The organism is Arthrobacter pascens (assembly GCF_030816475.1).
Taxonomy (GTDB): Bacteria; Actinomycetota; Actinomycetes; order Actinomycetales; family Micrococcaceae; genus Arthrobacter; species Arthrobacter pascens_B.
The window spans coordinates 2,513,476-2,534,666 of sequence record NZ_JAUSXF010000001.1 but is presented as its reverse complement, the minus strand read 5'-3'; the positions used below and the strand labels follow the sequence as shown (position 1 = coordinate 2,534,666).

22 protein-coding genes, 6 tRNA genes, 2 pseudogenes and 1 riboswitch are annotated in these 21,191 nt (G+C 65.8%); of the genes and pseudogenes, 22 read left to right on the top strand and 8 right to left on the bottom strand.

Translation table 11 applies throughout. The features are described 5' to 3' along the window. The 7 genes and pseudogenes from QFZ40_RS11675 to QFZ40_RS11645 form a co-directional block, all read right to left on the bottom strand. Nucleotides 1-303, bottom strand: a pseudogene (locus QFZ40_RS11675) (benzoate/H(+) symporter BenE family transporter); the annotation flags it as partial. A 110-nt stretch (nucleotides 304-413) separates the two neighbouring features. Continuing rightward, a complete protein-coding gene (locus tag QFZ40_RS11670) occupies nucleotides 414-671 on the bottom strand; it encodes an antitoxin (RefSeq protein WP_306904525.1) in 258 nt (85 codons plus the stop codon). 186 nt (nucleotides 672-857) lie between these two features. After that, nucleotides 858-929, bottom strand: a tRNA-Val gene (locus tag QFZ40_RS11665). A gap of 36 nt (nucleotides 930-965) precedes the next feature. Next, a tRNA-Gly gene (locus QFZ40_RS11660) sits at nucleotides 966-1,038 on the bottom strand. 56 nt (nucleotides 1,039-1,094) lie between these two features. After that, nucleotides 1,095-1,169, bottom strand: a tRNA-Val gene (locus QFZ40_RS11655). A 39-nt stretch (nucleotides 1,170-1,208) separates the two neighbouring features. Further along, nucleotides 1,209-1,279, bottom strand: a tRNA-Cys gene (locus QFZ40_RS11650). 47 nt (nucleotides 1,280-1,326) lie between these two features. Next, nucleotides 1,327-1,399: transfer RNA gene (locus QFZ40_RS11645), tRNA-Gly, on the bottom strand. A 226-nt stretch (nucleotides 1,400-1,625) separates the two neighbouring features. Between QFZ40_RS11645 and QFZ40_RS11640 the strand changes: the two genes are divergently transcribed. From QFZ40_RS11640 to hisF, 14 genes are all read left to right on the top strand, one after another. Beyond that, nucleotides 1,626-1,697 (top strand) — tRNA-Val (locus tag QFZ40_RS11640). 94 nt (nucleotides 1,698-1,791) lie between these two features. Next, nucleotides 1,792-2,652: a cytochrome gene (locus QFZ40_RS11635; protein WP_306904524.1), complete on the top strand. Its 861-nt coding sequence runs from the start codon at nucleotides 1,792-1,794 to the stop codon at nucleotides 2,650-2,652. Nucleotides 2,653-2,730: 78 nt separating this feature from the next. Further along, on the top strand, nucleotides 2,731-3,315 hold the full coding sequence (gene def, locus QFZ40_RS11630; RefSeq protein ID WP_306904523.1) for a peptide deformylase: 585 nt from the start codon (nucleotides 2,731-2,733) through the stop codon (nucleotides 3,313-3,315). Then, nucleotides 3,312-4,232 carry a methionyl-tRNA formyltransferase gene (gene fmt / locus QFZ40_RS11625; protein ID WP_306904522.1) on the top strand — a complete coding sequence of 307 codons (921 nt, stop codon included), beginning with the start codon at nucleotides 3,312-3,314 and terminating at the stop codon, nucleotides 4,230-4,232. Before def ends, fmt begins: the two co-directional genes overlap by 4 nt. Continuing rightward, complete coding sequence (locus tag QFZ40_RS11620) at nucleotides 4,229-5,815, top strand: RsmB/NOP family class I SAM-dependent RNA methyltransferase (protein ID WP_306904521.1); 1,587 nt, start codon at nucleotides 4,229-4,231, stop codon at nucleotides 5,813-5,815. The genes fmt and QFZ40_RS11620 overlap by 4 nt, the downstream gene beginning before the upstream one ends. Nucleotides 5,816-5,899: 84 nt before the next feature. Next, nucleotides 5,900-6,580, top strand: a complete 681-nt coding sequence (gene rpe / locus QFZ40_RS11615) for a ribulose-phosphate 3-epimerase (RefSeq protein ID WP_306904520.1) — start codon at nucleotides 5,900-5,902, stop codon at nucleotides 6,578-6,580. 40 nt (nucleotides 6,581-6,620) lie between these two features. Beyond that, nucleotides 6,621-6,777, top strand: a riboswitch (FMN riboswitch). A 175-nt stretch (nucleotides 6,778-6,952) separates the two neighbouring features. After that, nucleotides 6,953-8,065 carry a bifunctional diaminohydroxyphosphoribosylaminopyrimidine deaminase/5-amino-6-(5-phosphoribosylamino)uracil reductase RibD gene (gene ribD, locus QFZ40_RS11610; RefSeq protein ID WP_306904519.1) on the top strand — a complete coding sequence of 371 codons (1,113 nt, stop codon included), beginning with the start codon at nucleotides 6,953-6,955 and terminating at the stop codon, nucleotides 8,063-8,065. Then, nucleotides 8,065-8,724: a riboflavin synthase gene (locus tag QFZ40_RS11605; protein WP_306904518.1), complete on the top strand. Its 660-nt coding sequence runs from the start codon at nucleotides 8,065-8,067 to the stop codon at nucleotides 8,722-8,724. The genes ribD and QFZ40_RS11605 overlap by 1 nt, the downstream gene beginning before the upstream one ends. After that, entirely contained in the window at nucleotides 8,721-9,452 is a 732-nt protein-coding gene (ribB, locus tag QFZ40_RS11600; protein WP_306904517.1) for a 3,4-dihydroxy-2-butanone-4-phosphate synthase, read from the top strand. The genes QFZ40_RS11605 and ribB overlap by 4 nt, the downstream gene beginning before the upstream one ends. Continuing rightward, a complete protein-coding gene (ribA, locus tag QFZ40_RS11595) occupies nucleotides 9,449-10,261 on the top strand; it encodes a GTP cyclohydrolase II (RefSeq protein ID WP_306904516.1) in 813 nt (270 codons plus the stop codon). Before ribB ends, ribA begins: the two co-directional genes overlap by 4 nt. A gap of 18 nt (nucleotides 10,262-10,279) precedes the next feature. Beyond that, complete coding sequence (ribH, locus tag QFZ40_RS11590) at nucleotides 10,280-10,768, top strand: 6,7-dimethyl-8-ribityllumazine synthase (protein ID WP_306904515.1); 489 nt, start codon at nucleotides 10,280-10,282, stop codon at nucleotides 10,766-10,768. Between the two features lie 105 nt (nucleotides 10,769-10,873). Then, nucleotides 10,874-11,137, top strand: coding sequence for a phosphoribosyl-ATP diphosphatase (locus QFZ40_RS11585; RefSeq protein WP_028270786.1), 264 nt, complete (start codon nucleotides 10,874-10,876; stop codon nucleotides 11,135-11,137). 94 nt (nucleotides 11,138-11,231) lie between these two features. Further along, nucleotides 11,232-12,092, top strand: coding sequence for an ATP phosphoribosyltransferase (gene hisG / locus QFZ40_RS11580; RefSeq protein WP_306904513.1), 861 nt, complete (start codon nucleotides 11,232-11,234; stop codon nucleotides 12,090-12,092). Between the two features lie 50 nt (nucleotides 12,093-12,142). Then, the gene (hisF, locus tag QFZ40_RS11575; RefSeq protein ID WP_306904512.1) at nucleotides 12,143-12,919 is read left to right on the top strand and encodes an imidazole glycerol phosphate synthase subunit HisF; all 777 of its coding nucleotides are present in this window, start codon (nucleotides 12,143-12,145) and stop codon (nucleotides 12,917-12,919) included. A 70-nt stretch (nucleotides 12,920-12,989) separates the two neighbouring features. Here hisF and QFZ40_RS11570 read toward each other — a convergent pair whose 3' ends face one another. Next, nucleotides 12,990-13,634 (bottom strand): TIGR03085 family metal-binding protein, encoded by a 645-nt coding sequence (locus tag QFZ40_RS11570; protein ID WP_306906902.1) that lies wholly within the window; start codon nucleotides 13,632-13,634, stop codon nucleotides 12,990-12,992. A 112-nt stretch (nucleotides 13,635-13,746) separates the two neighbouring features. Here QFZ40_RS11570 and hisI point away from each other — a divergent pair, with 112 nt between their 5' ends. The 8 genes and pseudogenes from hisI (at nucleotide 13,747) to lgt (ending at nucleotide 21,179) form a co-directional block, all read left to right on the top strand. Next, nucleotides 13,747-14,220 (top strand): phosphoribosyl-AMP cyclohydrolase, encoded by a 474-nt coding sequence (hisI, locus tag QFZ40_RS11565; RefSeq protein WP_306904511.1) that lies wholly within the window; start codon nucleotides 13,747-13,749, stop codon nucleotides 14,218-14,220. Between the two features lie 91 nt (nucleotides 14,221-14,311). Further along, the gene (locus QFZ40_RS11560; protein ID WP_306904510.1) at nucleotides 14,312-15,916 is read left to right on the top strand and encodes an anthranilate synthase component I; all 1,605 of its coding nucleotides are present in this window, start codon (nucleotides 14,312-14,314) and stop codon (nucleotides 15,914-15,916) included. After that, on the top strand, nucleotides 15,913-16,527 hold the full coding sequence (locus QFZ40_RS11555; protein ID WP_306904509.1) for a Trp biosynthesis-associated membrane protein: 615 nt from the start codon (nucleotides 15,913-15,915) through the stop codon (nucleotides 16,525-16,527). Before QFZ40_RS11560 ends, QFZ40_RS11555 begins: the two co-directional genes overlap by 4 nt. Before the next feature lie 95 nt (nucleotides 16,528-16,622). Further along, entirely contained in the window at nucleotides 16,623-16,910 is a 288-nt protein-coding gene (locus QFZ40_RS11550) for an HGxxPAAW family protein (protein WP_306904508.1), read from the top strand. Beyond that, nucleotides 16,910-17,732: pseudogene (gene trpC / locus QFZ40_RS11545) on the top strand (indole-3-glycerol phosphate synthase TrpC). The gene QFZ40_RS11550 and the pseudogene trpC overlap by 1 nt, the downstream one beginning before the upstream one ends. A gap of 78 nt (nucleotides 17,733-17,810) precedes the next feature. Continuing rightward, nucleotides 17,811-19,226 (top strand): tryptophan synthase subunit beta, encoded by a 1,416-nt coding sequence (trpB, locus tag QFZ40_RS11540; RefSeq protein WP_306904507.1) that lies wholly within the window; start codon nucleotides 17,811-17,813, stop codon nucleotides 19,224-19,226. Then, a complete protein-coding gene (gene trpA, locus QFZ40_RS11535) occupies nucleotides 19,226-20,032 on the top strand; it encodes a tryptophan synthase subunit alpha (RefSeq protein ID WP_306904506.1) in 807 nt (268 codons plus the stop codon). Before trpB ends, trpA begins: the two co-directional genes overlap by 1 nt. Nucleotides 20,033-20,036: 4 nt before the next feature. After that, a complete protein-coding gene (lgt, locus tag QFZ40_RS11530) occupies nucleotides 20,037-21,179 on the top strand; it encodes a prolipoprotein diacylglyceryl transferase (RefSeq protein WP_306904505.1) in 1,143 nt (380 codons plus the stop codon). Nucleotides 21,180-21,191: the final 12 nt, after the last annotated feature.

The window sequence follows — 21,191 nt, the reverse complement described above, 5'->3', positions numbered from 1 at the left end:
TCAGAGTGATGGTTTGCGGTCCTTGAAAATCCACCGCACCAGCAGGCCTGCTGCGAGTGCCCAGAACGCGGCACCGATCCCGGCAAAGCTGAGCCCGGACGCCGCGAGGAGGAAAGCCACTGACGCGGCGGTCCTCTCCTCAGCAACCGCCAGGGCCGAGGATGCCGAAGCCGCCAGCGTTCCGATCAGGGCAAGGCCTGCAACAGCTTCCAGCATCCCCGGGGGAGCGGCGGTTACCACCGCTACCAGGACTGCCGAGAGAAGTGCCAGCAACACGTAGGCCACGCCCGACGTAAAGGCCGCGGGAAAAAGGGTCACTTATCAGGGTTTAAACGCCAAAGGTGCAGGTGCCGCCTCCCGGCGGGACCCGCACCCCCTTGACGTGCTAGGGCAATGCCCTGGCCGAATCCTTCTTACGGAGCCTTGTCAACAGGTGGTACCGGGTTGACCGGCGGAGCCTGCTCGCTGGCAGGTGCCTCACCTGGTGTTCCGTCGTTTTGGTCAACGAACTTGGAAGCGCCATCCTGGATTTTGTCCACGTGACCGGCGTATTTGCCGCCTGTCTTCGAGTCGACGAAATCGCCGGCCTTGCTGATGCCGTCCTTGATGGCTTGCTCGTTGCCATGGATAAGACCCTGAGCCTTGCCCTTAAGATCGCCAATTAGTCCCACGAGCACCTCCTTTCAATCGCGGAGCCAGTTCGCTCCTCCGCAACCGATCCTAGCCCTGTGGCAGCAGCGTGCCAAGATGGTTTGACAAAATCTGTCAAGAGCCCTGCGGGCCATTGGTAGCGCCGCCGCCGCAAAAAGCGCAAGAAAAAAGGGCAAGAAAAAAGCAGCCCCGGGGGCTGCTTGCTGTGGGCGATACTGGGATCGAACCAGTGACCTCTTCCGTGTCAGGGAAGCGCGCTACCGCTGCGCCAATCGCCCGGAACCGGAAGTCCGGTCAATTGGGTTGTCATCGAGAGCGGACGACGAGATTCGAACTCGCGACATCCACCTTGGCAAGGTGGTGCTCTACCAGCTGAGCTACGTCCGCGTATGAGTGCGTTCCGGCCTGGCCTGAACGAACTGCATGAAGCAAGTTTCCTCGCTTGGTGGGCGATACTGGGATCGAACCAGTGACCTCTTCCGTGTCAGGGAAGCGCGCTACCGCTGCGCCAATCGCCCATTGCCATCCGGATTAACCGGAAACCATGGTTTTCACCGAGGTGGGTACGGGATTCGAACCCGTGTATACGGCTTTGCAGGCCGCTGCCTCGCCTCTCGGCCAACCCACCGTGTAAGCGTCGGTTCCGAAGAACTTTTGCCGTGACAGTGTCCTGCGAGCGGACGACGAGATTCGAACTCGCGACATCCACCTTGGCAAGGTGGTGCTCTACCAGCTGAGCTACGTCCGCATTTGGAGTCGGATTCCATGCCGTTCAGGGCATTTCCTCGCGTTCCAACGAGTAAGAACTCTATAGGAGGTTCAAGGATTCTCCAAATCCCCGCCGGTTCGGCTCAAGCGATGCCCCCGGATCCGTGCAATCTAGGCATTTTTGAGAATTACACAGGTGTAATTCCTCGGGGATGAATTGCCGATTTCCGAAACCGCGCAGCGTGGGCTAGCATTCAAATGCATCGGGGCGATTGGCGCAGTGGTAGCGCGCTTCGTTCACACCGAAGAGGTCACTGGTTCGAACCCAGTATCGCCCACCGAGGAACCGGTCCGTTTCCGCTGACACCAGGCGGAAGCGGACCTTTTTTGTGCCCGGCCATTCTGTCAGTCCCTTGTGAAAGAGTCTTTGGTATGACTGATCCACTTCTCGCCCACGCCACGGAGTACGGCCGCATGTATGCGCGCTCCACGTCCGAGCAGTTCTCCGTTCCTTCGATCACCACCGTCATCGGCCAGCAGCCGCACGGGCTGGACGGTTGGTTCGGGTACATGGGCGCCAGCAGCCTGGCAAAGGATCCCCTGCTCGCAGACTGCCTGGGCAGTCCTGCCAAGATCCGGCAGGCCGTCAACCGCGCGGCCAAGGCGGCCGAGACGTACCGCGATGAGGCCGCCAAGCGTGGCGACCGCGTCCATAACTACTGCGAACAGGTTGCGCTCCGCGCGCTGGGCCGCCCCCACACCATGAAGGAAACCCGTGAGGCCCTGGCGGCCAACGGGGAGGAGGCCTTCGCCGTCCGGTTTGATGAATGGTGGGAGCTGTTCGGGGTGGAGCCCATCGCCCCGGAGATCACCGTCTGGAACAAGTCCGTTGGCTACGCCGGGACCCTGGATTTAGTGGCGCGCATCAACGGGCGGATCTGCCTCATCGACTACAAGACCAAGGGCACCACCCGGGACGGCACCGTGAAACCGCTCGATGACAAGGTGGTCATGCAACTGGTCGCCGGCATGAAGGCGGAAGAAAGCCTCGTGGACGCCGTCGCGGGTGAGTGGGAATCCTGGAAGTACGGGGAGAGCCCGGTTCTGCTGGCGGTGGCCATCGGGGAGACCGAGGTCCGTCCCGTCCGCGCCAACCCCGAAGTCCTCAAACACCACTGGTGGAAATTCTGTGCACTGCGGCGGGTCTGGGAACTCTCGGCAGACACCATCAGCGCAGGCTCGGCCCTGCTTCCCATCGCTCCGCCGGCATCCGCGCAGGTCCGGACCGCGTAGCTGCAGTCCCCGTTCGGAAGTACCTGCACCTAAACTGGATTGGTTCCCTTTACCGTCCACCGTGAGGAAAGACTGCACATGGCCATTCTGAATATCCGCATCATCGGGGATCCTGTGCTCCGCACAGTTGCCGATCCCGTGACGGAATTCGGGCCGGAGCTGGCCAAGCTCGTCGCAGACATGACCGAAACCATGGAGGATGTGGACGGTGCCGGCCTGGCCGCCCCCCAGATTGGCGTCAGCCAGCGGGTCTTTACCTACCGGATCGGCGGCGTCGAAGGCCACATCATCAACCCGGTCCTGGAAAACAGCGAGGACTACCAGCCTGACCTGGTTGAGGGCTGCCTTTCCATCCCGGGGCTCGGGTTTCCGGTCCGCCGCTTCCGCGCCACGCGCGCTACCGGTGTCGACGTGAACGGCCAGCCGGTGTCCGTGGAGGCCGAAGGGCTGCTGGCGCGCTGTTTCCAGCACGAGACGGACCACCTGGACGGCATCCTGTTCACGGACCGGCTGGAGGGTGAGGACCGGAAGACAGCCTTGCGGTCCATCCGCAACGGCCGCTATGACGCCGTCGCTGAACGCACGACGGCGAAACGCGCCAAAACGGTCGGCTCCAGTTTTGGTGGAACGAGCTTTGGTTCCCCGGGCGGAACCGCCACATGAGGGTTCTTTTCGCCGGCACCCCTGCCGTTGCGGTCCCGTCGCTCGACGCCCTTGTCCAGGCAGGCTTCAACGTTGTGGGCGTCCTGACCCGGCCGGATGCGCCGATCGGCCGGAAAAGGGTGCTGACGCCGTCGCCCGTTGCCGCGCGGGCGGAGGAACTCGGCATCGGGGTGATCCACGCCGCCCGGGTCGATGACGCCGTGACAGCCAGGATCGCCGCCATCAATCCGGACGTCGCAGCTATCGTGGCCTACGGCGGACTGATACCCCGTCCGGCCCTTGAAATTCCCCGGCATGGCTGGATCAACCTGCACTTTTCACTCCTCCCCGCCTGGCGAGGGGCAGCGCCCGTGCAGCGTGCGGTGATGGCCGGCGACGACATCACCGGGGCCGTCACCTTCCAGCTGGAGGAAGGTTTGGATACCGGACCCGTCTTTGGGACGCTGACGGAGCGCGTGGGTCCGGATGACACGGCAGGCGTACTACTCGAGCGGCTCTCCCGCAGCGGGGCAGCACTCCTGGCCCAGACACTGTCGGCGGTGGACGCAGGGAAGGCAGTTCCACAGCCCCAGCAGGGGGACGTTTCCCTGGCGCCGAAGCTGACCCTCGACGACGGCAGGATCGACTGGAGCCAGCCGGCGCTGGCAATTGGACGGCGCGCCCGCGGGGTCACGCCCGAGCCCGGCGCCTGGACTTTGCTGGATTCGCAGCGCGTGAAGCTCGAACCCGTGCGTCTTCGGCCGGACATCGGCCACCTGAGCCCGGGTGCGCTGGCCCTCGACGGCAAGAGCGTCCTGGTAGGCACCGGATCCCACGCTGTAGAGCTGACGCGGATCCAGCCGTCGGGAAAAAAGATGATGGCCGCGGCTGATTGGGCGCGCGGCATGGCTTCACTTGAAAGCGTGGTGTTCGAATGAGCGAGTCGTCCGGCGGGAATCCAGGCGGCCGCGGCAGAGGTGGCGCTGCAAGCGGCGGCACCGGTGGCCGTGGCGGCGGGGGCAAGCGGGACGGCAGCCAGCGCAACGCGCAGGGCCGGGAACGGAACCGAAGCGCGCAGCGAAGCTTTACCGGCAATGCACCCTCCCAGCGCACCCGGCGGGCGGATCCCGCCCGGCTGGTAGCCTTCGAAGTCCTGCGTGCGGTGGCCGCCGAGGATGCATACGCCAACCTGGTGCTCCCGGCCCGGATCCGTCATCACGGGCTGGACAAACGCGACGCCGGATTCGCCACCGAACTCAGCTACGGGGCGCTTCGAAGCCAGGGGACGTACGACGCCATCCTGGCGCGCTGCGTCGACAGGCCACTGGACCAGCTTGACCCGGCCATCCTCGACGCCCTGCGCATCGGAACGCATCAGCTGCTTGCCATGCGCGTCCCGGCCCATGCGGCCCTGGACCAGACCGTCGGCCTGGCGCGGGCCGTGATTGGTGCCGGCCCCTCCGCCCTCATCAACGCAGTCCTTCGCAAGGTCACAGCCCACAGCCTTGAAGAATGGCTTGAACTGCTGGTCTCCGGGGAAACCGACGAGACCAAAGTTGCCTCCGTCCGTTACGCCCATCCCGAATGGATAGTCCGGGCCATGCGCCAGTCGCTGGTGGCGCACGGGCGCTCCGCCGCTGAAATCAACGATCTGCTGGAAGCTGACAACGCGGCACCGGTAGTCAACCTCGTCGCGCTGCCCGGCCTCGGGAGCCTTGACGAGGCCCTGGAAAACGGCGCCACCCCAGGCGAGCTCGTCGAAGGGTCCGCGCTATCAAGCGGCGGAGACCTGGGCCGTTTAGCGTCCGTGCGTGAAGGCAGTACTCGCGTCCAGGACGTCGGGTCCCAGCTGGTGGCCCGGGCGATGGCGGCAGTTGATCTTGGGCCCCGCCCTGCGTCCGGCCAGGGAGGCGGGACCACGGAAGAGGCATGGCTGGACCTGTGCGCGGGGCCAGGCGGCAAGGCAGCCTTGCTCGGCGCCCTGGCAAACGCCTCAGGGGCAACCCTGCTCGCCAACGAACCTGCACCGCACCGGGCGAAGCTTGTCAGCCAGGCCCTGTCTGCCGTGCCGAGGAATGTGTGGCGCGTCAGGACGGGAGACGGCCGTGACGTGGGCTCCGAGCAGCCGAAGTCCTTCGACCGTGTCCTCGTGGATGTGCCCTGCAGCGGCCTCGGCGCGCTCCGGCGCCGCCCGGAGTCCCGCTGGCGCCGCACACCCAAGGACCTGGCGGATCTTGGGCCGCTGCAGCGCGACCTGCTCAGGTCTGCCATTGACGCTGTCCGTCCCGGGGGAGTGGTGGCCTATGTGACCTGCTCGCCCCACCCGGCCGAGACAACGGCCGTGGTGTCTGACGTCCTCCGAAAGCGGGACGACCTTGAGCTGCTGGATGCCGGCGCCGCGCTGGACAGTGTGAGCCTCACGGGCAATCTGGGTGCAGGCCACGAGTCCACAGCCCAGCTCTGGCCGCATATCCACTCAACGGATGGCATGTTCCTTGCCCTCATCCGCAAGAAAATCTGATCCGGATCCGATGTGAAAAATGCCGGATTCAGGTTTGGTCCGGATGCACCAGGACGTACCCGCTGACCCAGTGAAAGGTTCCCCATGACTGAATGCTGCATTAACCCCAGCATCCTCTCCGCCGACTTCGTTAATCTCGAAGCCGAACTGCAGCGGATCAGCAATGCCGATGCAGTGCACGTGGACGTGATGGACAACCATTTTGTTCCCAACCTGACTATTGGCCTGCCCGTGGTCCAGCGGATCCAGGCTGTCAGCCCCGTGCCGCTGGATGCGCACCTGATGATCGCCGATGCCGACCGCTGGGCCCCAGGATTCGCCGACGCCGGACTGGCCTCCGTGACCTTCCATGCCGAGGCCTCCATCGCTCCCGTCAAGCTGGCGAGGGAGCTGCGGGCGCGCGGATCCAAGGCGGGTATGGCACTGAGGCCGGGAACAGCTGTGGAGCCCTACCTGGACATGCTGTCCGAGCTGGACATGCTGCTCATCATGACCGTGGAGCCGGGCTTCGGCGGCCAGTCATTCCTGGACCTGACGCTGCCGAAGATCCGCAGGGCCAGGGCGGCCATCGAAGGCTCGGGGATCAACGTTGCCATCCAGGTTGACGGCGGCATCACCGAGGAGACCATCGTCCGTGCAGCGGAAGCGGGGGCGAATGTCTTTGTTGCGGGCTCGGCCGTTTACGGGGCGGCGGACCCTGCCGGCGCGATTGACAGACTGCGCAAGGCAGGCAGCCAAAAGTTACGCACGGGGTCGGTGGAATAGAAAGGGGCACCCCGGGGTTGTGGCAGAATAGCAACACACAATACGTGCTCCGGGGTCGGTGTAAGTCCGAACCGGCGGTGACAGTCCGCGACCCGCGAGCCGGTGCCTTTCTCCACAAGGAAGAAGGACCCGGCGGACGGTTGAACCGGTGAAATTCCGGTACCGACAGTTAAAGTCTGGATGAGAGAAGCACGTACAGCTGTATCTGCGGCGTCCTATGATGCCGCGGCCTTCTGCTGTCGTATACCCCCGGAGCCATCGCGGTTCTAGAGGGAAGGAACGACTCAGAGGCATGAACCCTTTGCGATGGCTCTTAGATGCCAGGATTGCCGCTGAAGCGGAATCAGACTTCACCGGGCCGGCGGCTGCCCGATGAGCAACGTCGTAACGGCTTTCAGCAGGGCAGAGACCACGGCGATGGATGCGGCCCTGGAAGCCGCCCTCCGCGGGCCGCGGGGAGCAAACCCGCTGGTGGGCGCCGTCGTCGTCGATCCCAGCGGCAGGCAGTTGGTGACCGGTTACCACCGCGGCGCCGGCACCGCCCATGCGGAAGCCGACGCGATTGCCCAAGCCGCTGCCGCAGGGCTCGACCTGCGTGGCTCCACCATGCTCGTGACGCTCGAACCGTGCAACCACGTCGGCCGGACGGGACCGTGCGCGCAGGCCATCATCGCAGCCGGAATCACAGACGTCATCTATGCCGTGGACGATCCACACGACCCTGCCGCCGGCGGCGCAGCGACCCTTCGGGAAGCCGGCGTGAAGGTCCGCAGCGGACTTGCGGCCGGCGAAGCCCTGGAGCTGAACCGTGACTGGTTCCTGGCAGTAGCGGCGAAACGGCCGTTCGTGACATTGCACATAGCGCAAACCCTGGACAGCCGGATCGCCGCGGACGACGGGACCAGCCAATGGATTTCCAGCCCGGAATCCCTCGCGGATAACCACGGGCTCAGGGCACGGATCGATGCCATCCTCGTGGGCACCCAGACAGTCCTGGTAGACAACCCGCGGCTCACCGCCCGCGACGCATCCGGGGCCACGGCAGGCAGGCAGCCGCTGCGGGCAGTCATGGGGCTGCGGGACATTCCGCCGGACGCAGCAGTCCGGGGCGAGGACGGGCGGGTGCTTCATCTGCCCACCCGTGACCCGCGCGAAGCGCTCACGCTGCTGTACGCGGCAGGCGTCCGCCACCTCATGGTGGAAGGCGGATCGCGCATCCTCAGCGCCTTCCTCGCCGCGCGGCTTGTGGATGAACTCATCGTGTACCTGGCTCCCACCCTGCTGGGTTCCGGTACCCCCGCCCTTGACGGACTGGGGATCACCACCTTGGCGGACGCCCAGCAGTGGGAGTGGGACCAGTCCGACGGCGGTTCGGTCAGGACCCTGGGCCGGGACCTGAAACTCCACCTGCGCCCCCAGACAACTCAACCTTTGGAACCACAACCTTCCCGCTCCGGCGCGGAAACAGCCATGGGAGGCTACTGATGTTTACCGGAATTATTGCCGAACAGGGACAGGTGCTGTCTGTTGAACGGGATGGCGATATCAGCGCCACCGTCAGGCTGCACGCGCCAGGCACCAGCGAGGGCCTGGCCCTGGGCGGATCGATCGCGGTGAACGGCGTGTGCCTGACTGCCACTGAAATCGACGGTAAGGACTTCAGCGTGGACGTGATGGGTGAAACCCTGGTCCGCAGCACCATCGGCGAACTCGCCGCCGGCGACTCCGTCAACCTTGAGCGGTGCGTCCCGGCCGGCGGACGGCTGGATGGGCACGTTGTCCAGGGACACGTCGACGGCGTGGGCCGGCTCCTGGAACGTGAGGCCTCAGGCAACTGGGAACGGCTCCGCTTCGGCTTGCCGAACAACCTGGCCCGCTACGTCGCGGAGAAAGGGTCAATCGCGATCGACGGCGTCTCGCTGACCGTGACGGCAGTCAGCCCGGCCGCGGAAGCGGAGCCGTGGTTCGAAGTGGGCCTCATTCCCACCACGCTGGCCGAAACAGGCCTGGGCGCGAAATCCACCGGCGCCCGGGTCAACCTCGAAGTCGATGTCCTTGCCAAATACACCGAGCGCCTTCTCTCGTTCAGCACCCTTCGGGGCAGCGTGGATGCAGGTGCCGCCGCTGCCGGAGGCATCCAATGAGCGGCGTAACCAGGCTCGAACCGGCCCCCGGGGCCGAGTTGAAGCTTGATCCTGTGCTGCGGCTTGATCCCGTCGAGGAGGCGGTACGAGCCATGGCGCAGGGAAGGCCGGTGCTGGTGGTGGACAACGAGGACCGCGAAAACGAAGGCGACATCATCTTCGCGGCGCAGCACGCCACTCCGGCCCTGATGGGTTGGACCATCCGATACAGCTCCGGCGTCATCTGCGTCCCGCTGTCCGCTGACCGTGCGGACGCCCTGGCGCTGCCCCCCATGGTGGCCGTCAACCAGGACGCCAAGGGCACCGCCTATACCGTTTCCTGCGACGCCGCCGTCGGCGTGAGCACCGGCATCTCAGCCACGGACCGGGCGCTGACCGCCCGCGTCCTTGCAGATCCCGGGGCCGGGCCGGCGTCCGTAACCCGGCCCGGGCATATTTTCCCGCTGCGGGCCGTTAAGGGGGGAGTGCGGGAACGCCCCGGCCATACCGAGGCCGCAGTGGACCTCTGCCGGCTCGCCGGCCTTGAGCCCGTGGGCGTGATCGCGGAGGTTGTGTACGACGACGGTGAAATGATGCGCCTGGACGGGCTGCGGACTTTTGCTGCCGAACACGGGTGCCCACTGATCTCGATCGAAGATCTGGTGGCCTACCTTGAAGCAGGGCCTGCGGCTACCGCGGAGAGTGGAACCCAGGCACTACGCCCGGGCGGAGAAGAGGAGAAACGATGACGGCAACCGGAGGACCCGGCGACAGTCACCAGAACGGCCATGACCACCGGCAGTCCGGCAACGGCCATCGGCCCGGACATTCCGGCAACGGCCAGGACCATGGGCATTCCGGCAACGGCCACCGGCCCGGGCAGTCGGCCAACGGCAAGGTCCCGCATCCCGTCAGCGGCGGTCCCATTGTGCAGCTGCCCACAGCATTCGGTGACTTCGTGGCGCAGGCCTGGACCGATCTGGAGACCGGCGCCGAGCACCTCGCCGTGAGTTCACCCAACCCGCCCAGGGACGGAAAGGCCCCGCTGGTCCGGTTGCACTCCGAATGCCTCACCGGCGATGTCTTCGGTTCGTACCGCTGCGACTGCGGCGAACAGCTGGCCTTCGCCCTGGAGATGATCGAAGAGTACGGGGGAACCCTGCTGTACCTGCGCGGGCAGGAGGGCCGGGGGATCGGGCTGGCCAACAAGATCAAGGCATACGCCCTCCAGGAGGCAGGCTTCGACACCGTTGAAGCGAACGAGCAGTTGGGACTCCCGGTAGATGCCCGCTGCTACAAGGCTGCCGCCCAGATCCTCGCCGAGATGGGGCTGCATGAGGTGCGGCTGCTGAGCAACAACCCCGACAAGCAGAACAGGCTGGCCAAGGCCGGCGTGAAGGTTGTGGAGATGGTTCCCACCGAGGTGCCCTCCCGCGACCAGAACATCCGCTACCTGCAGACCAAGAAGGACCGCATGGAGCACCGGCTGACGCTGGACACCCACATCGTCACAGTGGCCGGTGCCGCTGCCGACAATTTCGACCACGAACAAGACTGAACGGATCACGATTTACGCATGAGCGGACACGGCGCACCAGATATCGACCTCACCACCCTCAACCCGGCTGAAACGTCGCAGCTCAGGCTGGCCATTGTTGCCGCCAGCTGGCACACCCAGATCATGGACGGCCTCCTGGACGGCGCCCTGCGCGCCGCGAAGGATGCCGGAATCAGCGAACCCACAGTCCTTCGGGTGCCCGGAAGCTTCGAGCTTCCTGTCGCCGCCGCGCGGCTTGCGCCGCACTTTGACGCGGTAGTGGCCCTCGGCGTCGTCATCCGCGGCGGAACGCCGCACTTCGAGTACGTCTGCCAGGCAGCGACGTCGGGCCTGACCGACGTCAGCGTCTCCACCGGGGTCCCGGTTGGCTTCGGAGTCCTCACGTGCGATACCGAACAGCAGGGCCTGGACCGGGCCGGTCTGCCGGGGTCCAGCGAAGACAAGGGCCACGAGGCTGTCACGGCCGCACTCGCCACCGCCGTGGTGCTGAAGCAGTACGGCAGGTAGGTTGCGGCAAGCTGCCGGGGCGCGGTGTGTGTTGCCTCACACCGCGCCCGTCATGGAAACGGGCGAACAGGCGCCCCCGGGCCCGCAGCAAGTAGGCTGGAGGGCGTGAAGAATTTCGAGACGCTGTTCGCTGAGCTGAGTGAGAAGGCAGCCACCCGTCCGGCAGGCTCCCGCACCGTCGCTGAATTGGAGTCCGGAGTCCACGGCATCGGCAAGAAAGTCGTGGAGGAAGCAGCCGAAGTATGGATGGCCGCCGAGTATGAATCGGACGAGGCCGCGGCCGAGGAGATCTCCCAGTTGCTCTACCACCTGCAGGTCCTGATGCTCGCCAAAGGGCTGACCCTGGAAGACGTCTACAAGCATCTGTAGCCACTGCGGCACCCCGGGCGGACAGACAACTCTGCCGGTGCCCCGTGTGGCCCGTTTGCCTGATCAAAAGACCTCCCAACCAAGAAAGACCCTCATGCTCCGAGTAGCCGTACCCAACAAGGGCTCCCTGTCCGAAGCCGCCTCCGAAATGCTGTCCGAAGCCGGCTACCGCCAGCGCCGCGACACCCGCGAGCTGGTCATGGTGGACCCGGACAACGATATTGAGTTCTTCTTCCTCCGTCCGCGCGACATCGCCGTCTACGTCGGGCAGGGAACGCTCGACGTCGGCATCACCGGCCGTGACCTGCTGCTGGACGCCGAGGTGGAAGCGGAAGAACTGCTTCCGCTCGGGTTCGCCGCGTCAACGTTCCGCTTCGCCGGACCGGTAGGCGACTTTGCCAAGGTGGAGGAACTTGAAGGCAAACGGCTGGCCACCAGCTATGACGGCCTCCTTCGCGGCTACCTGGCCGAGCGGGGGATCAACGCCAAGGTTGTCCGCCTCGACGGCGCCGTTGAATCATCTGTACGGCTCGGCGTCGCGGACGCCATCGCCGATGTGGTGGAGACCGGCAGCACGCTCAAAGCCGCAGGCATGGAAATCTTCGGCGACCCCATCCTGAAGTCCGAGGCGGTCCTGATCCGCCGCACGGGGGAGGGCGGTGCCGCGAACGGCACGGTCAAAGAGATTGAAGTGCTCATCCGCCGGCTGCAGGGTGTGCTGGTTGCACGCCAGTATGTCCTGATGGACTATGACATCCGCAAGGAGCTCGTGGAGCAGGCCGCCGGCCTGACCCCGGGCCTGGAATCGCCCACCGTCTCGCCGTTGCGCGATTCCGATTGGGTGGCCGTCCGGTCCATGGTTCCCAAGAAGGAAACCAACCGGATCATGGATGAGCTTTACGACCTGGGCGCCCGCGCCATCCTGGTCAGCAGCATCCACGCCTGCCGCATCTGAGCAGACGTTCAGCTCGCGCCGCCGTTTCCACACAGAATTCAGGAGTACCCATGGCTGTAGCTGTACGTGTCATTCCGTGCCTCGACGTCGACGCGGGCCGGGTCGTGAAGGGTGTCAATTTCGAGGGACTGCGGGACGCCGGGGATCCCGTGGAACTGGCACACCGCTACGACAACGCCGGCGCCGACGAACTGACCTTCCTTGACGTCACGGCGTCCTCCGGCAACCGCGAAACCACCTTCGACGTCGTCCGCCGGACGGCCGAGGAAGTCTTCATCCCCCTGACGGTGGGCGGCGGCGTCCGCGGCGTGGCAGAGGTGGACAAGCTTCTGCGCTTCGGAGCGGACAAGGCCTCCATCAACACGGCTGCCGTAGCGCGCCCGGATGTCATCGACGAGATCACCCGGCACTTCGGCTCGCAGGTGCTGGTCCTGTCCGTAGATGCACGCCGCACCCGCCCCGGATCCGAACCCACGCCGTCGGGCTTTGAAGTCACCACCCACGGCGGGCGGACCGGCACGGGGATAGACGCCATCGAGTGGGCCAGGGAAGCCGCAGACCGCGGCGTGGGTGAGATCCTCCTGAATTCCATCGACGCCGACGGCACGAAGGACGGCTTTGACCTGGAGCTGATCCGGCTGGTCAGGGCCGCCGTGAAAGTCCCGATCATCGCGTCCGGCGGAGCAGGGGAGCCGGCCCACTTCCCGCCGGCCGTTGCCGCCGGAGCTGACGCCGTGCTCGCGGCGTCCATCTTCCACTGGGGCCCTGATGACATGATGTCCCAGGTTAAGCGGGCCATCCGGGACGCAGGTTTCGAAGTCCGCTGAAGCAACGCGGGGTCACTTAAGGCCCATCCCCAGAGGGATTATGGGCCTAAAGTGACCCCGCGTTGCTGTGTTAGAGGCCGACTTCTGCTGACTGGAGAAGCGCGACGGCGTCGGGCTGGCCTTCGAAGGTGACCAACGCATGGCGGGTCCGTCCGTGGGCGTGCATCAGCAGTTCGCCCGGCTCGCCGACAATCGCCACGGATACAGGGGCGCGCTTCGCCACGTGCCGGGGCCCCGAAGGACGCACCAGCACGATGCCCAGGTCCACTCCGCGGTAGAGGATGGCCGCACGCTTGATCAGCTCGTCCCAGAGGGCTTCCGAGTAGGCCTCGTCCAGCGCGCGCGGCGCCCAGCGGTCAACAGCCCTCCGGACGTCCTCCGTGTGGACGAAGTATTCGGTCAGGTTGGAGCTCTCGTCCAGGGCTTTGATGTTCATGGGCGACAGGGCAGGCGGGCCGGCGCGGAAAGTATTGACCAGCCTGGCGTAGTCATCAGCCGTTTTCAGTTTCGCGGCGAGTTTGGCAGTCGCCTTGTCCGAGGCCTTGGCAAGGCTCTTGATGATGAGGCCAAGCCCCACCGCCGCCTTGCGTTCACGCAGGTAAAGGTGCGCGGCAAGGTCCCTGGTGCGCCAGCCGCGGCAGAGCGTGGGGGCATCAGGACCGGCCGCCAGCAGGGTTTCGGCCAGGACTTCTCGGGACGGTTCGACGAAATGCATCACTTGTGAAAGTAGCACGACACCGCCGGAGTTGGGCAGCAGAACCGCCACCGAAACCGTGCGCTTGTTCACACTCCTTACCGGCCCCTTCGGAGGCACTAGACTTGGTCTGATGTCTGAGCAGCCCGCCCCCGCCCCCGCACCCGCTTCCGCCCTGCCCGCAGGCCCTGGCGGCCTGCCGGCCGAAGCGCGCTCCGCAAGCCCGCTCGCCAGCCCGCTGCCCGCGAGTGTCGCAGCCGCACTGAAGCGTGACAGCGCCGGACTGGTGGCCGCCGTGGTCCAGCAATTCGATACGAACGAAGTGCTGATGCTCGGCTGGATGGATGACGAAGCCCTAAACCGCACCATGACCACCGGGCGCGTCACGTTCTACTCGCGGTCCCGGCAGGAGTACTGGCGCAAGGGGGACACCTCCGGGCACGTCCAATGGGTCAAGTCAGTGGCCATGGACTGCGACGGCGATGCCCTCCTTATCCGCGTAGACCAGGTAGGCGCAGCCTGCCACACCGGCACCCGCACCTGCTTCGACGGCAGGGAACTGCAGGTCAGCACAGCAAACACCGGCACCGCCGGCCAGGCCCTCTGAGCCTGGCGGGCAGGCCTCCACACTTTCAGGCAGCACCAATACCGGCGCCCCCAGACCGGCGCCGCACAAGAACAGGCGGAAAAGCATAGCCATGCAGGACCTTGGAATCATCAGCCCGGGCCTCGAGGAGTTCCGCGAACTCGCCGGCAGCAGCCGTGTCATCCCCGTCCGGCTTAAAGTGCTGGCGGACGCCGAGACGCCCATAGGTCTCTACCGGAAGCTGGCGCAGGGGCAGCCGGGAACCTTCCTGATGGAATCGGCGGCCGTGGGCGGGGCGTGGTCACGGTATTCGTTCATCGGCGCAAAATCCCGTGCCACGCTTACCACCAAGGACGGCAGCGCGCACTGGTTGGGGCAGCCTCCTGTGGGCGTCCCCGTGGACGGCAACCCCGTCGACGCCATCCGGGACACCGTCGAGGCACTGCGAACCGACAGGTTTGACGGGCTCCCGCCGTTTACCTCGGGACTGGTGGGCTTCCTGGGCTGGGAAACCGTCCGGCACTGGGAACGGCTGACCAGCCCGCCCGAGGATGACCTCCAGCTTCCGGAAATGGCCCTCAACCTGGTCACCGACATGGCTGTGCACGACAACGTTGACGGCACCGTGCTGCTCATCGCCAACGCGATCAACTTTGATGACAGCCCAGACCGGGTGGACGACGCCTGGCATGACGCCGTGGCGCGGGTGAAGTCCCTGCTCACACAGATCAGCACCCCGATTGCGCAGCCCGTTTCCGTGCTGGAGCCGGCCGCCCTTGATTTCGCTTCCAGCGTCCAGGAACGCTGGGACGAGTCTGCCTACCTGGCCGCCTTGGACCGGGGCAAGGAGGCAATTGTCGACGGCGAAGTGTTCCAGGTGGTGATTTCGCGCCGTTTCGAAATGGAATGCGGCGCCTCGCCCCTAGACGTTTACCGCGTCCTCCGGAACACCAATCCCAGCCCCTACATGTACATCTTCAGCCTCGAGGATGCCGACGGCCGCGAGTACTCAATTGTCGGCTCATCACCCGAGGCGCTCGTGACCGTGACCGGCGAAGAGGTCATCACACACCCCATCGCCGGCTCACGGCCCCGCGGCAAAACCGTCGAAGGGGACAAGGCCCTGGCCGAGGAACTCCTGGCTGACCAGAAGGAACGCGCAGAGCACCTGATGCTGGTGGATCTTTCCCGCAACGACCTGTCCAAGGTCTGCGTGGCGGGAACCGTAGACGTCACGCAGTTTATGGAGGTGGAGCGGTTCAGCCACATCATGCACCTCGTGTCCACCGTGGTGGGCAGGCTGTCACCGAAGGCCAACGCCTACGACGTCCTGAAAGCCACGTTCCCCGCCGGAACCCTTTCAGGCGCCCCGAAGCCCCGGGCCCTGCGCCTGCTGGATGAGCTCGAGCCCCACCGGCGGGGCGTCTACGGCGGCGTCGTGGGCTACCTGGACTTTGCGGGCGACATGGATATGGCCATCGCCATCCGTTCCGCACTGCTTCGGGAAGGACGCGCATATGTGCAGGCCGGCGGCGGCATCGTGGCTGACTCAGTCAACCCCACGGAGGCCCTGGAAACCGTGAACAAAGCGGCCGCTCCGCTCCGGGCCGTCCACACGGCAGGCTCGCTGCACAACATTTCCGCCGACTCGCTTCCCGACGCCGATTCGCTCCCAGACGCGGGGTCGCTTCCCGACGCCGCGACAGGGAACCGATGAGCGACGGCACCACGGTCAGGAGCACCAGCCCCTCCGTTCCCCGGTGGGCGCGGAAATCAACCCTGGTGCTCCTGATCGCACTCCTGGCCCTGGCGGTGTTCGGCACCACCACGCAGACCTGGATCACTGTCACCCTGGACGCTGACCAGGTCGGCCAGGCCGCGCGGAACGCACTCCAGGTCCAGGGCAGCAAGGCTGCCACCGCGGTGACGGCACTGGCCCTCGTTGCACTTGCGGGCGGGCTGGCCGCGTCCATCGCCGGGAGGATCGCGCGGTGGATCACCACGGCCATCATTGTCCTGGCCTCCGCTGGCATCATCGCTGCGGCCGCCACTGTTCTGGCAGACCCGCTGTCAGCCGCGCAAGGCTCCATCGCCGCTGCCACCGGGATCAGCGGAAGCAACGCTCAGGTGACCCTGACCGCCTACCCGGCCCTCGCCGTCGTCGCCGGTTCCCTGCTGGCGCTGAGCGCCCTGCTGATCATCCCCGCGGGCCGGCATTGGAAGTCCCGCACCAAATATGACGTGGCGGGCAGCGTGCCGGCCGCTGCCGGACCGGTGGATGAAATCGAGAGCTGGGACCGGCTCTCCCGCGGTGACGATCCGACCTGACCCCGCCGGCTCTCCGCATGCCACGGGCTGCCGATAAGCGGAGGGCAATCAAAAAATGGCAGAATGTAAGCAGCATTCATCCTGAGGAGATTCACATGAGCAAAGCACCTGCATCCGCATCCAAGACCGCCCCGGAGTCCGTTGTCCGCCACGGCGTTGACCACAGCCAGGAACTCGGCCACGGCAACAGCCCGGCTGCCTGGACCTGCGTGATAGTGATGCTGGTCGGTGCCTTGATCGCTTCCATCGCCTTTGTCATCGCCAGCACCCCGATCTTCATTGCCGGCGCGGTAGTCATGGTCCTCGGCCTCATCGCCGGCTACATCATGCGCAAGGCAGGCTACGGCGTCGAAGGCAGCAAGCTCAAGAACTCCGGCCACTGATGGCGACTGTTCTCGATGACATCAACGCCGGTGTCAGGGAGGATATGGAGGCAAGGAAGCAGCTCGTTTCGCTGGCAGAACTGAAGGACCGGGCCCTGGCGGCCGCCCCCGCACGCGACGCGTGGGCAGCACTCGGCGGGCCATCGCCCCGACGGGACCAGCTCAAGGTCATCGCCGAGATCAAGCGGCGCAGCCCGTCAAAGGGAGATCTGGCCACCATCGTGGATCCGGCCTCGCTCGCGGAGCAGTATGCCGACGGCGCGCGCCGCAGTCATCAGCGTCCTCACCGAAAGGCGGCGGTTCAATGGTTCCCTGGCGGATCTGGACGCCGTCCGTGCCAGGGTTGACGTCCCGCTGCTGCGCAAGGACTTCACACTGGACGAGTACCAGATCTGGGAGGCCCGGGCGCATGGCGCTGACCTGATCCTGCTGATCGTGGCCGCGCTTTCGGATGCGCAGCTCCAGGACTTCAGCGCGCTCAGCCGCGAGCTGGGCATGAACGTCCTCGTGGAAACGCACACCGAAGAGGAAATCGAGCGCGCCGTAGCCGCCGAGGCACGGATCATCGGCGTGAACGTGCGCAATCTGAAGACGCTCGACGTCGACCGTTCCATTTTTGCCTCCCTCGCCGGATTGATTCCGGCCGAGTCGCTGGTGATCGCCGAATCCGGCGTGCGCGGCGTGGACGACGTGACCCATTACGCTGCGGCCGGCGCCAACGCCATTTTGGTGGGCGAAGCCCTCGTCAGCCACTCCACTCCCCGTGAGCGGATTGCCGAATTCACCGCGGCGGGCGCTGCCGCCATCGCAGCACGAGCCTAGGCCTTCGCAGCTGGCCTGCATTGCGGGCCGGCAGCACCACACTTCTGAACGACCAACTGGAACAGGACGGTGAGACTGATGGTTGACGCACCCTCAGGGAACGCTGACAACAACGCCGCGGACGCATTCCTGCAGGCCGGCTCCCTCAAGCACGCCCCCGGGCCCTACTTCGGCGGCTACGGCGGACGCTGGATGCCGGAATCCCTCATCGCCGCCCTGGACGAGCTCGAAGACACCTTTGAAAAGGCCAAGGCCGATCCCGAGTTCCTGGCCCAGATCGCCGACCTCAACAAGAACTACTCCGGCAGGCCCTCCCTCCTGACCGAGGCCAAGCGCTTCTCGGAGCACGCCGGCGGGGCACGGATCTTCCTCAAGCGCGAGGACCTGAACCACACCGGATCGCACAAGATCAACAATGTGCTCGGGCAGGCGCTGCTCGCCAAGCGCATGGGCAAGACCAGGGTCATCGCCGAGACCGGCGCCGGGCAGCACGGCGTGGCCAGCGCCACCGCCGCTGCACTGCTGGGCCTTGAGTGCGTGGTGTACATGGGCGCTGAGGACTGCCGCCGCCAGGCGCTCAACGTGGCCCGGATGCAGCTCCTCGGTGCAACTGTGATCCCGGTCGTGAACGGCTCCCAGACGCTGAAAGACGCCATCAACGACGCCCTCCGGGACTGGGTCAGCAACGTGGACACCACCCACTACCTGCTGGGCACGGCGGCCGGTGCGCATCCGTTCCCCGCCATGGTGCGTTTCTTCCACGAAGTCATCGGGGAGGAGGCCCGGGCCCAGATCCTGGAGCAGACGGGCAAGCTTCCCGACGCCGTCTGCGCCTGCATTGGTGGCGGCTCCAACGCGATCGGCATCTTCCACGGTTTCCTGGACGATCCTTCTGTCAGGATCTACGGCTTTGAGGCCGGCGGCGACGGCGTGGACACAGGACGGCACGCAGCCACCATCACCCTGGGCAAACCCGGAGTACTGCACGGCGCGCGCTCCTACCTGATGCAGGACGACGACGGCCAAACCATCGAGTCACACTCGATTTCCGCGGGACTGGACTACCCCGGCGTTGGACCTGAGCACGCCTACCTGGCGGACATCGGCCGCGTCACCTACGAGCCCATCACTGACAGCGAAGCCATGGACGCGTTCAGGCTGCTCTGCCGGACAGAGGGCATCATTCCGGCCATCGAGTCCTCGCACGCACTTGCCGGCGCCATTAAAGTGGGACGGCGCCTTACTGAGGGCAAGGCAGACCCGTCCGAAACCGTGGTCATCGTCAACCTCTCCGGCCGCGGCGACAAGGACGTGGAGACCGCCGCCGAATGGTTCAACATGCTGGATGAAGAGGGCAAGGTCAAGGGCACCAACCTCTCAACCCGCAAGCCCAAGGGACCGTCGGACAGGGCAGAAACCGAAGCCGTTCCCGCCACCAGCGTTCCAGCAGCACGCAACGCGTCCGGCGCTGAAAGCAACGAGGACCAGAAGTGATGACTGAACAGACGGCCAGCAAGTCAGCAGCCGCCATCGACCGTGCCCGTGACGCCGGACGACCGGCCCTGGTGTGCTACCTGCCCGCCGGGTACCCGGACGTCCAGTCCACCATCGACGCGGGCATCGCCATGGCGGAGAACGGCGCGGACCTGATCGAGATCGGCATCCCCTACTCCGATCCCGTCATGGACGGACCCGTGATCCAGGCTGCCACCACGGAGGCCATCGCCGGCGGCTTCCGGGTGGCGAGCGTATTCGATATTGTCGCGGGCATTACCGCAGCCACCGACGTCGCCGTGCTGGTGATGACGTACTGGAACCCCGTGGTCAGGATGGGCGTGGACGAGTTCTCCCGCCGGCTGGCCGAGGCCGGGGGAGCGGGACTCATTACCCCTGACCTCATCCCGGATGAAGCATCCGAATGGTTCGCGGCCTCGGACAAGTACGGACTGGACCGGGTTTTCCTGGTGGCTCCGTCCTCCTCTCCGGAGCGCCTGGCCATGACGGTCAAGGCAAGCCGCGGCTTTGTCTACGCAGTCTCCATCATGGGCATCACCGGTACCCGGCAGGCGGTCAGCAGCAGCGCCGAAAAGCTGGTGGCTGACACGCGGGCGGCAGGCGCCGAGCGCGTGTGCGTGGGGCTCGGTGTTTCCAATGCCGGGCACGTCCGCGAGATCGGCGCCTATGCCGACGGCGTCATCGTCGGTACCGCGCTGGTAGCAGCCATCCGCGACGGCGGGGTCCCGGCAGTCGCACAGCTTACCAAGGAACTCAGCGCCGGACTCGTCAGGGAAGAAGCCTAGCCACATGCAAACCCTCCTCTCGGCGGCGGCACTGGTCCCCGCGAGCATCCCCAGCCCGGACTGGTCCGGCTTCGACATCCCGCTGCCGTGGGGTTCACTGCGGATCCACGCCTATGCCCTGTGCATCCTGCTGGGCATCGTCGTGGGCCTGTGGCTCACCTCCATCCGCTGGGCGCGGCGCGGAGCACCCGAAGGCAGCGTGTGGGACATCGTCATCTGGGCGATTCCGTTCGGCATCATCGGCGGCCGCCTTTACCACGTGGTGTCCTCCCCGGAGGCCTACTTCGGCCCCGGCTTTAACGGAACAGGGGATCTCTCACGCATTCCCAGGATCTGGGAAGGCGGCCTGGGAATCTGGGGCGCGGTGGTGCTGGGCGTGGTCGGCGCCTGGATCGGATGCCGCCGTGCAGGGGTGAAGCTCCCCGCGTTCCTTGACGCCGCAGCGCCGGGCCTGCTCCTGGCGCAGGCCATCGGCCGCTGGGGAAACTACTTTAACCAGGAGCTGTTCGGCGGACCCACCACGCTGCCGTGGGGCCTGCAGATCGATCCCGACAACGCGAACTTCCCCGCCGGCATGCCGGCGGACACGCTCTTCCACCCGACATTCCTCTACGAGTCCCTCTGGAACATTGCCGGGGTGCTGATCCTGCTCGCCCTGGACCGGAGATTCCATTTCCGCCGGGGCCGGCTGTTCTGGCTCTACGCCATGTACTACACGCTGGGCCGGGTCTGGATCGAAGCCATGCGGATCGACGATGCGGAGCAGATCAGCCTGTTCGGCGTAACTGCAAGGCTGAACGTGTGGACCAGCATCCTGGTGTTCGTCGTGGCGCTGGCCGTCTTTGTCCTGCTCGGAATGAGGGGCCGGACGGAGCCCGACAGCCCCTACCTGGCGGGTCACGAGCCTGCCGGTGGCGACGAAAACGCAGATGACAAGTCAGTCCGGGATGCGGACGCCGTTGTCTCAGATAGTGAATCGCGTGATAATCTCCCTGATAACCACAGCGGTTCCGGCCACCCTTCTGCCCCCACAGAAGAGGTGCTGGCAACTCCAGCGGGCAACGAGTCCGTTACGGATTCGCCAGCCGCCGGAAATTCCGGCCACAAGGCCACAGGATCCGCGCCGGAGGCGGGCACTTCCAAGTAGCACGCAGCCGAG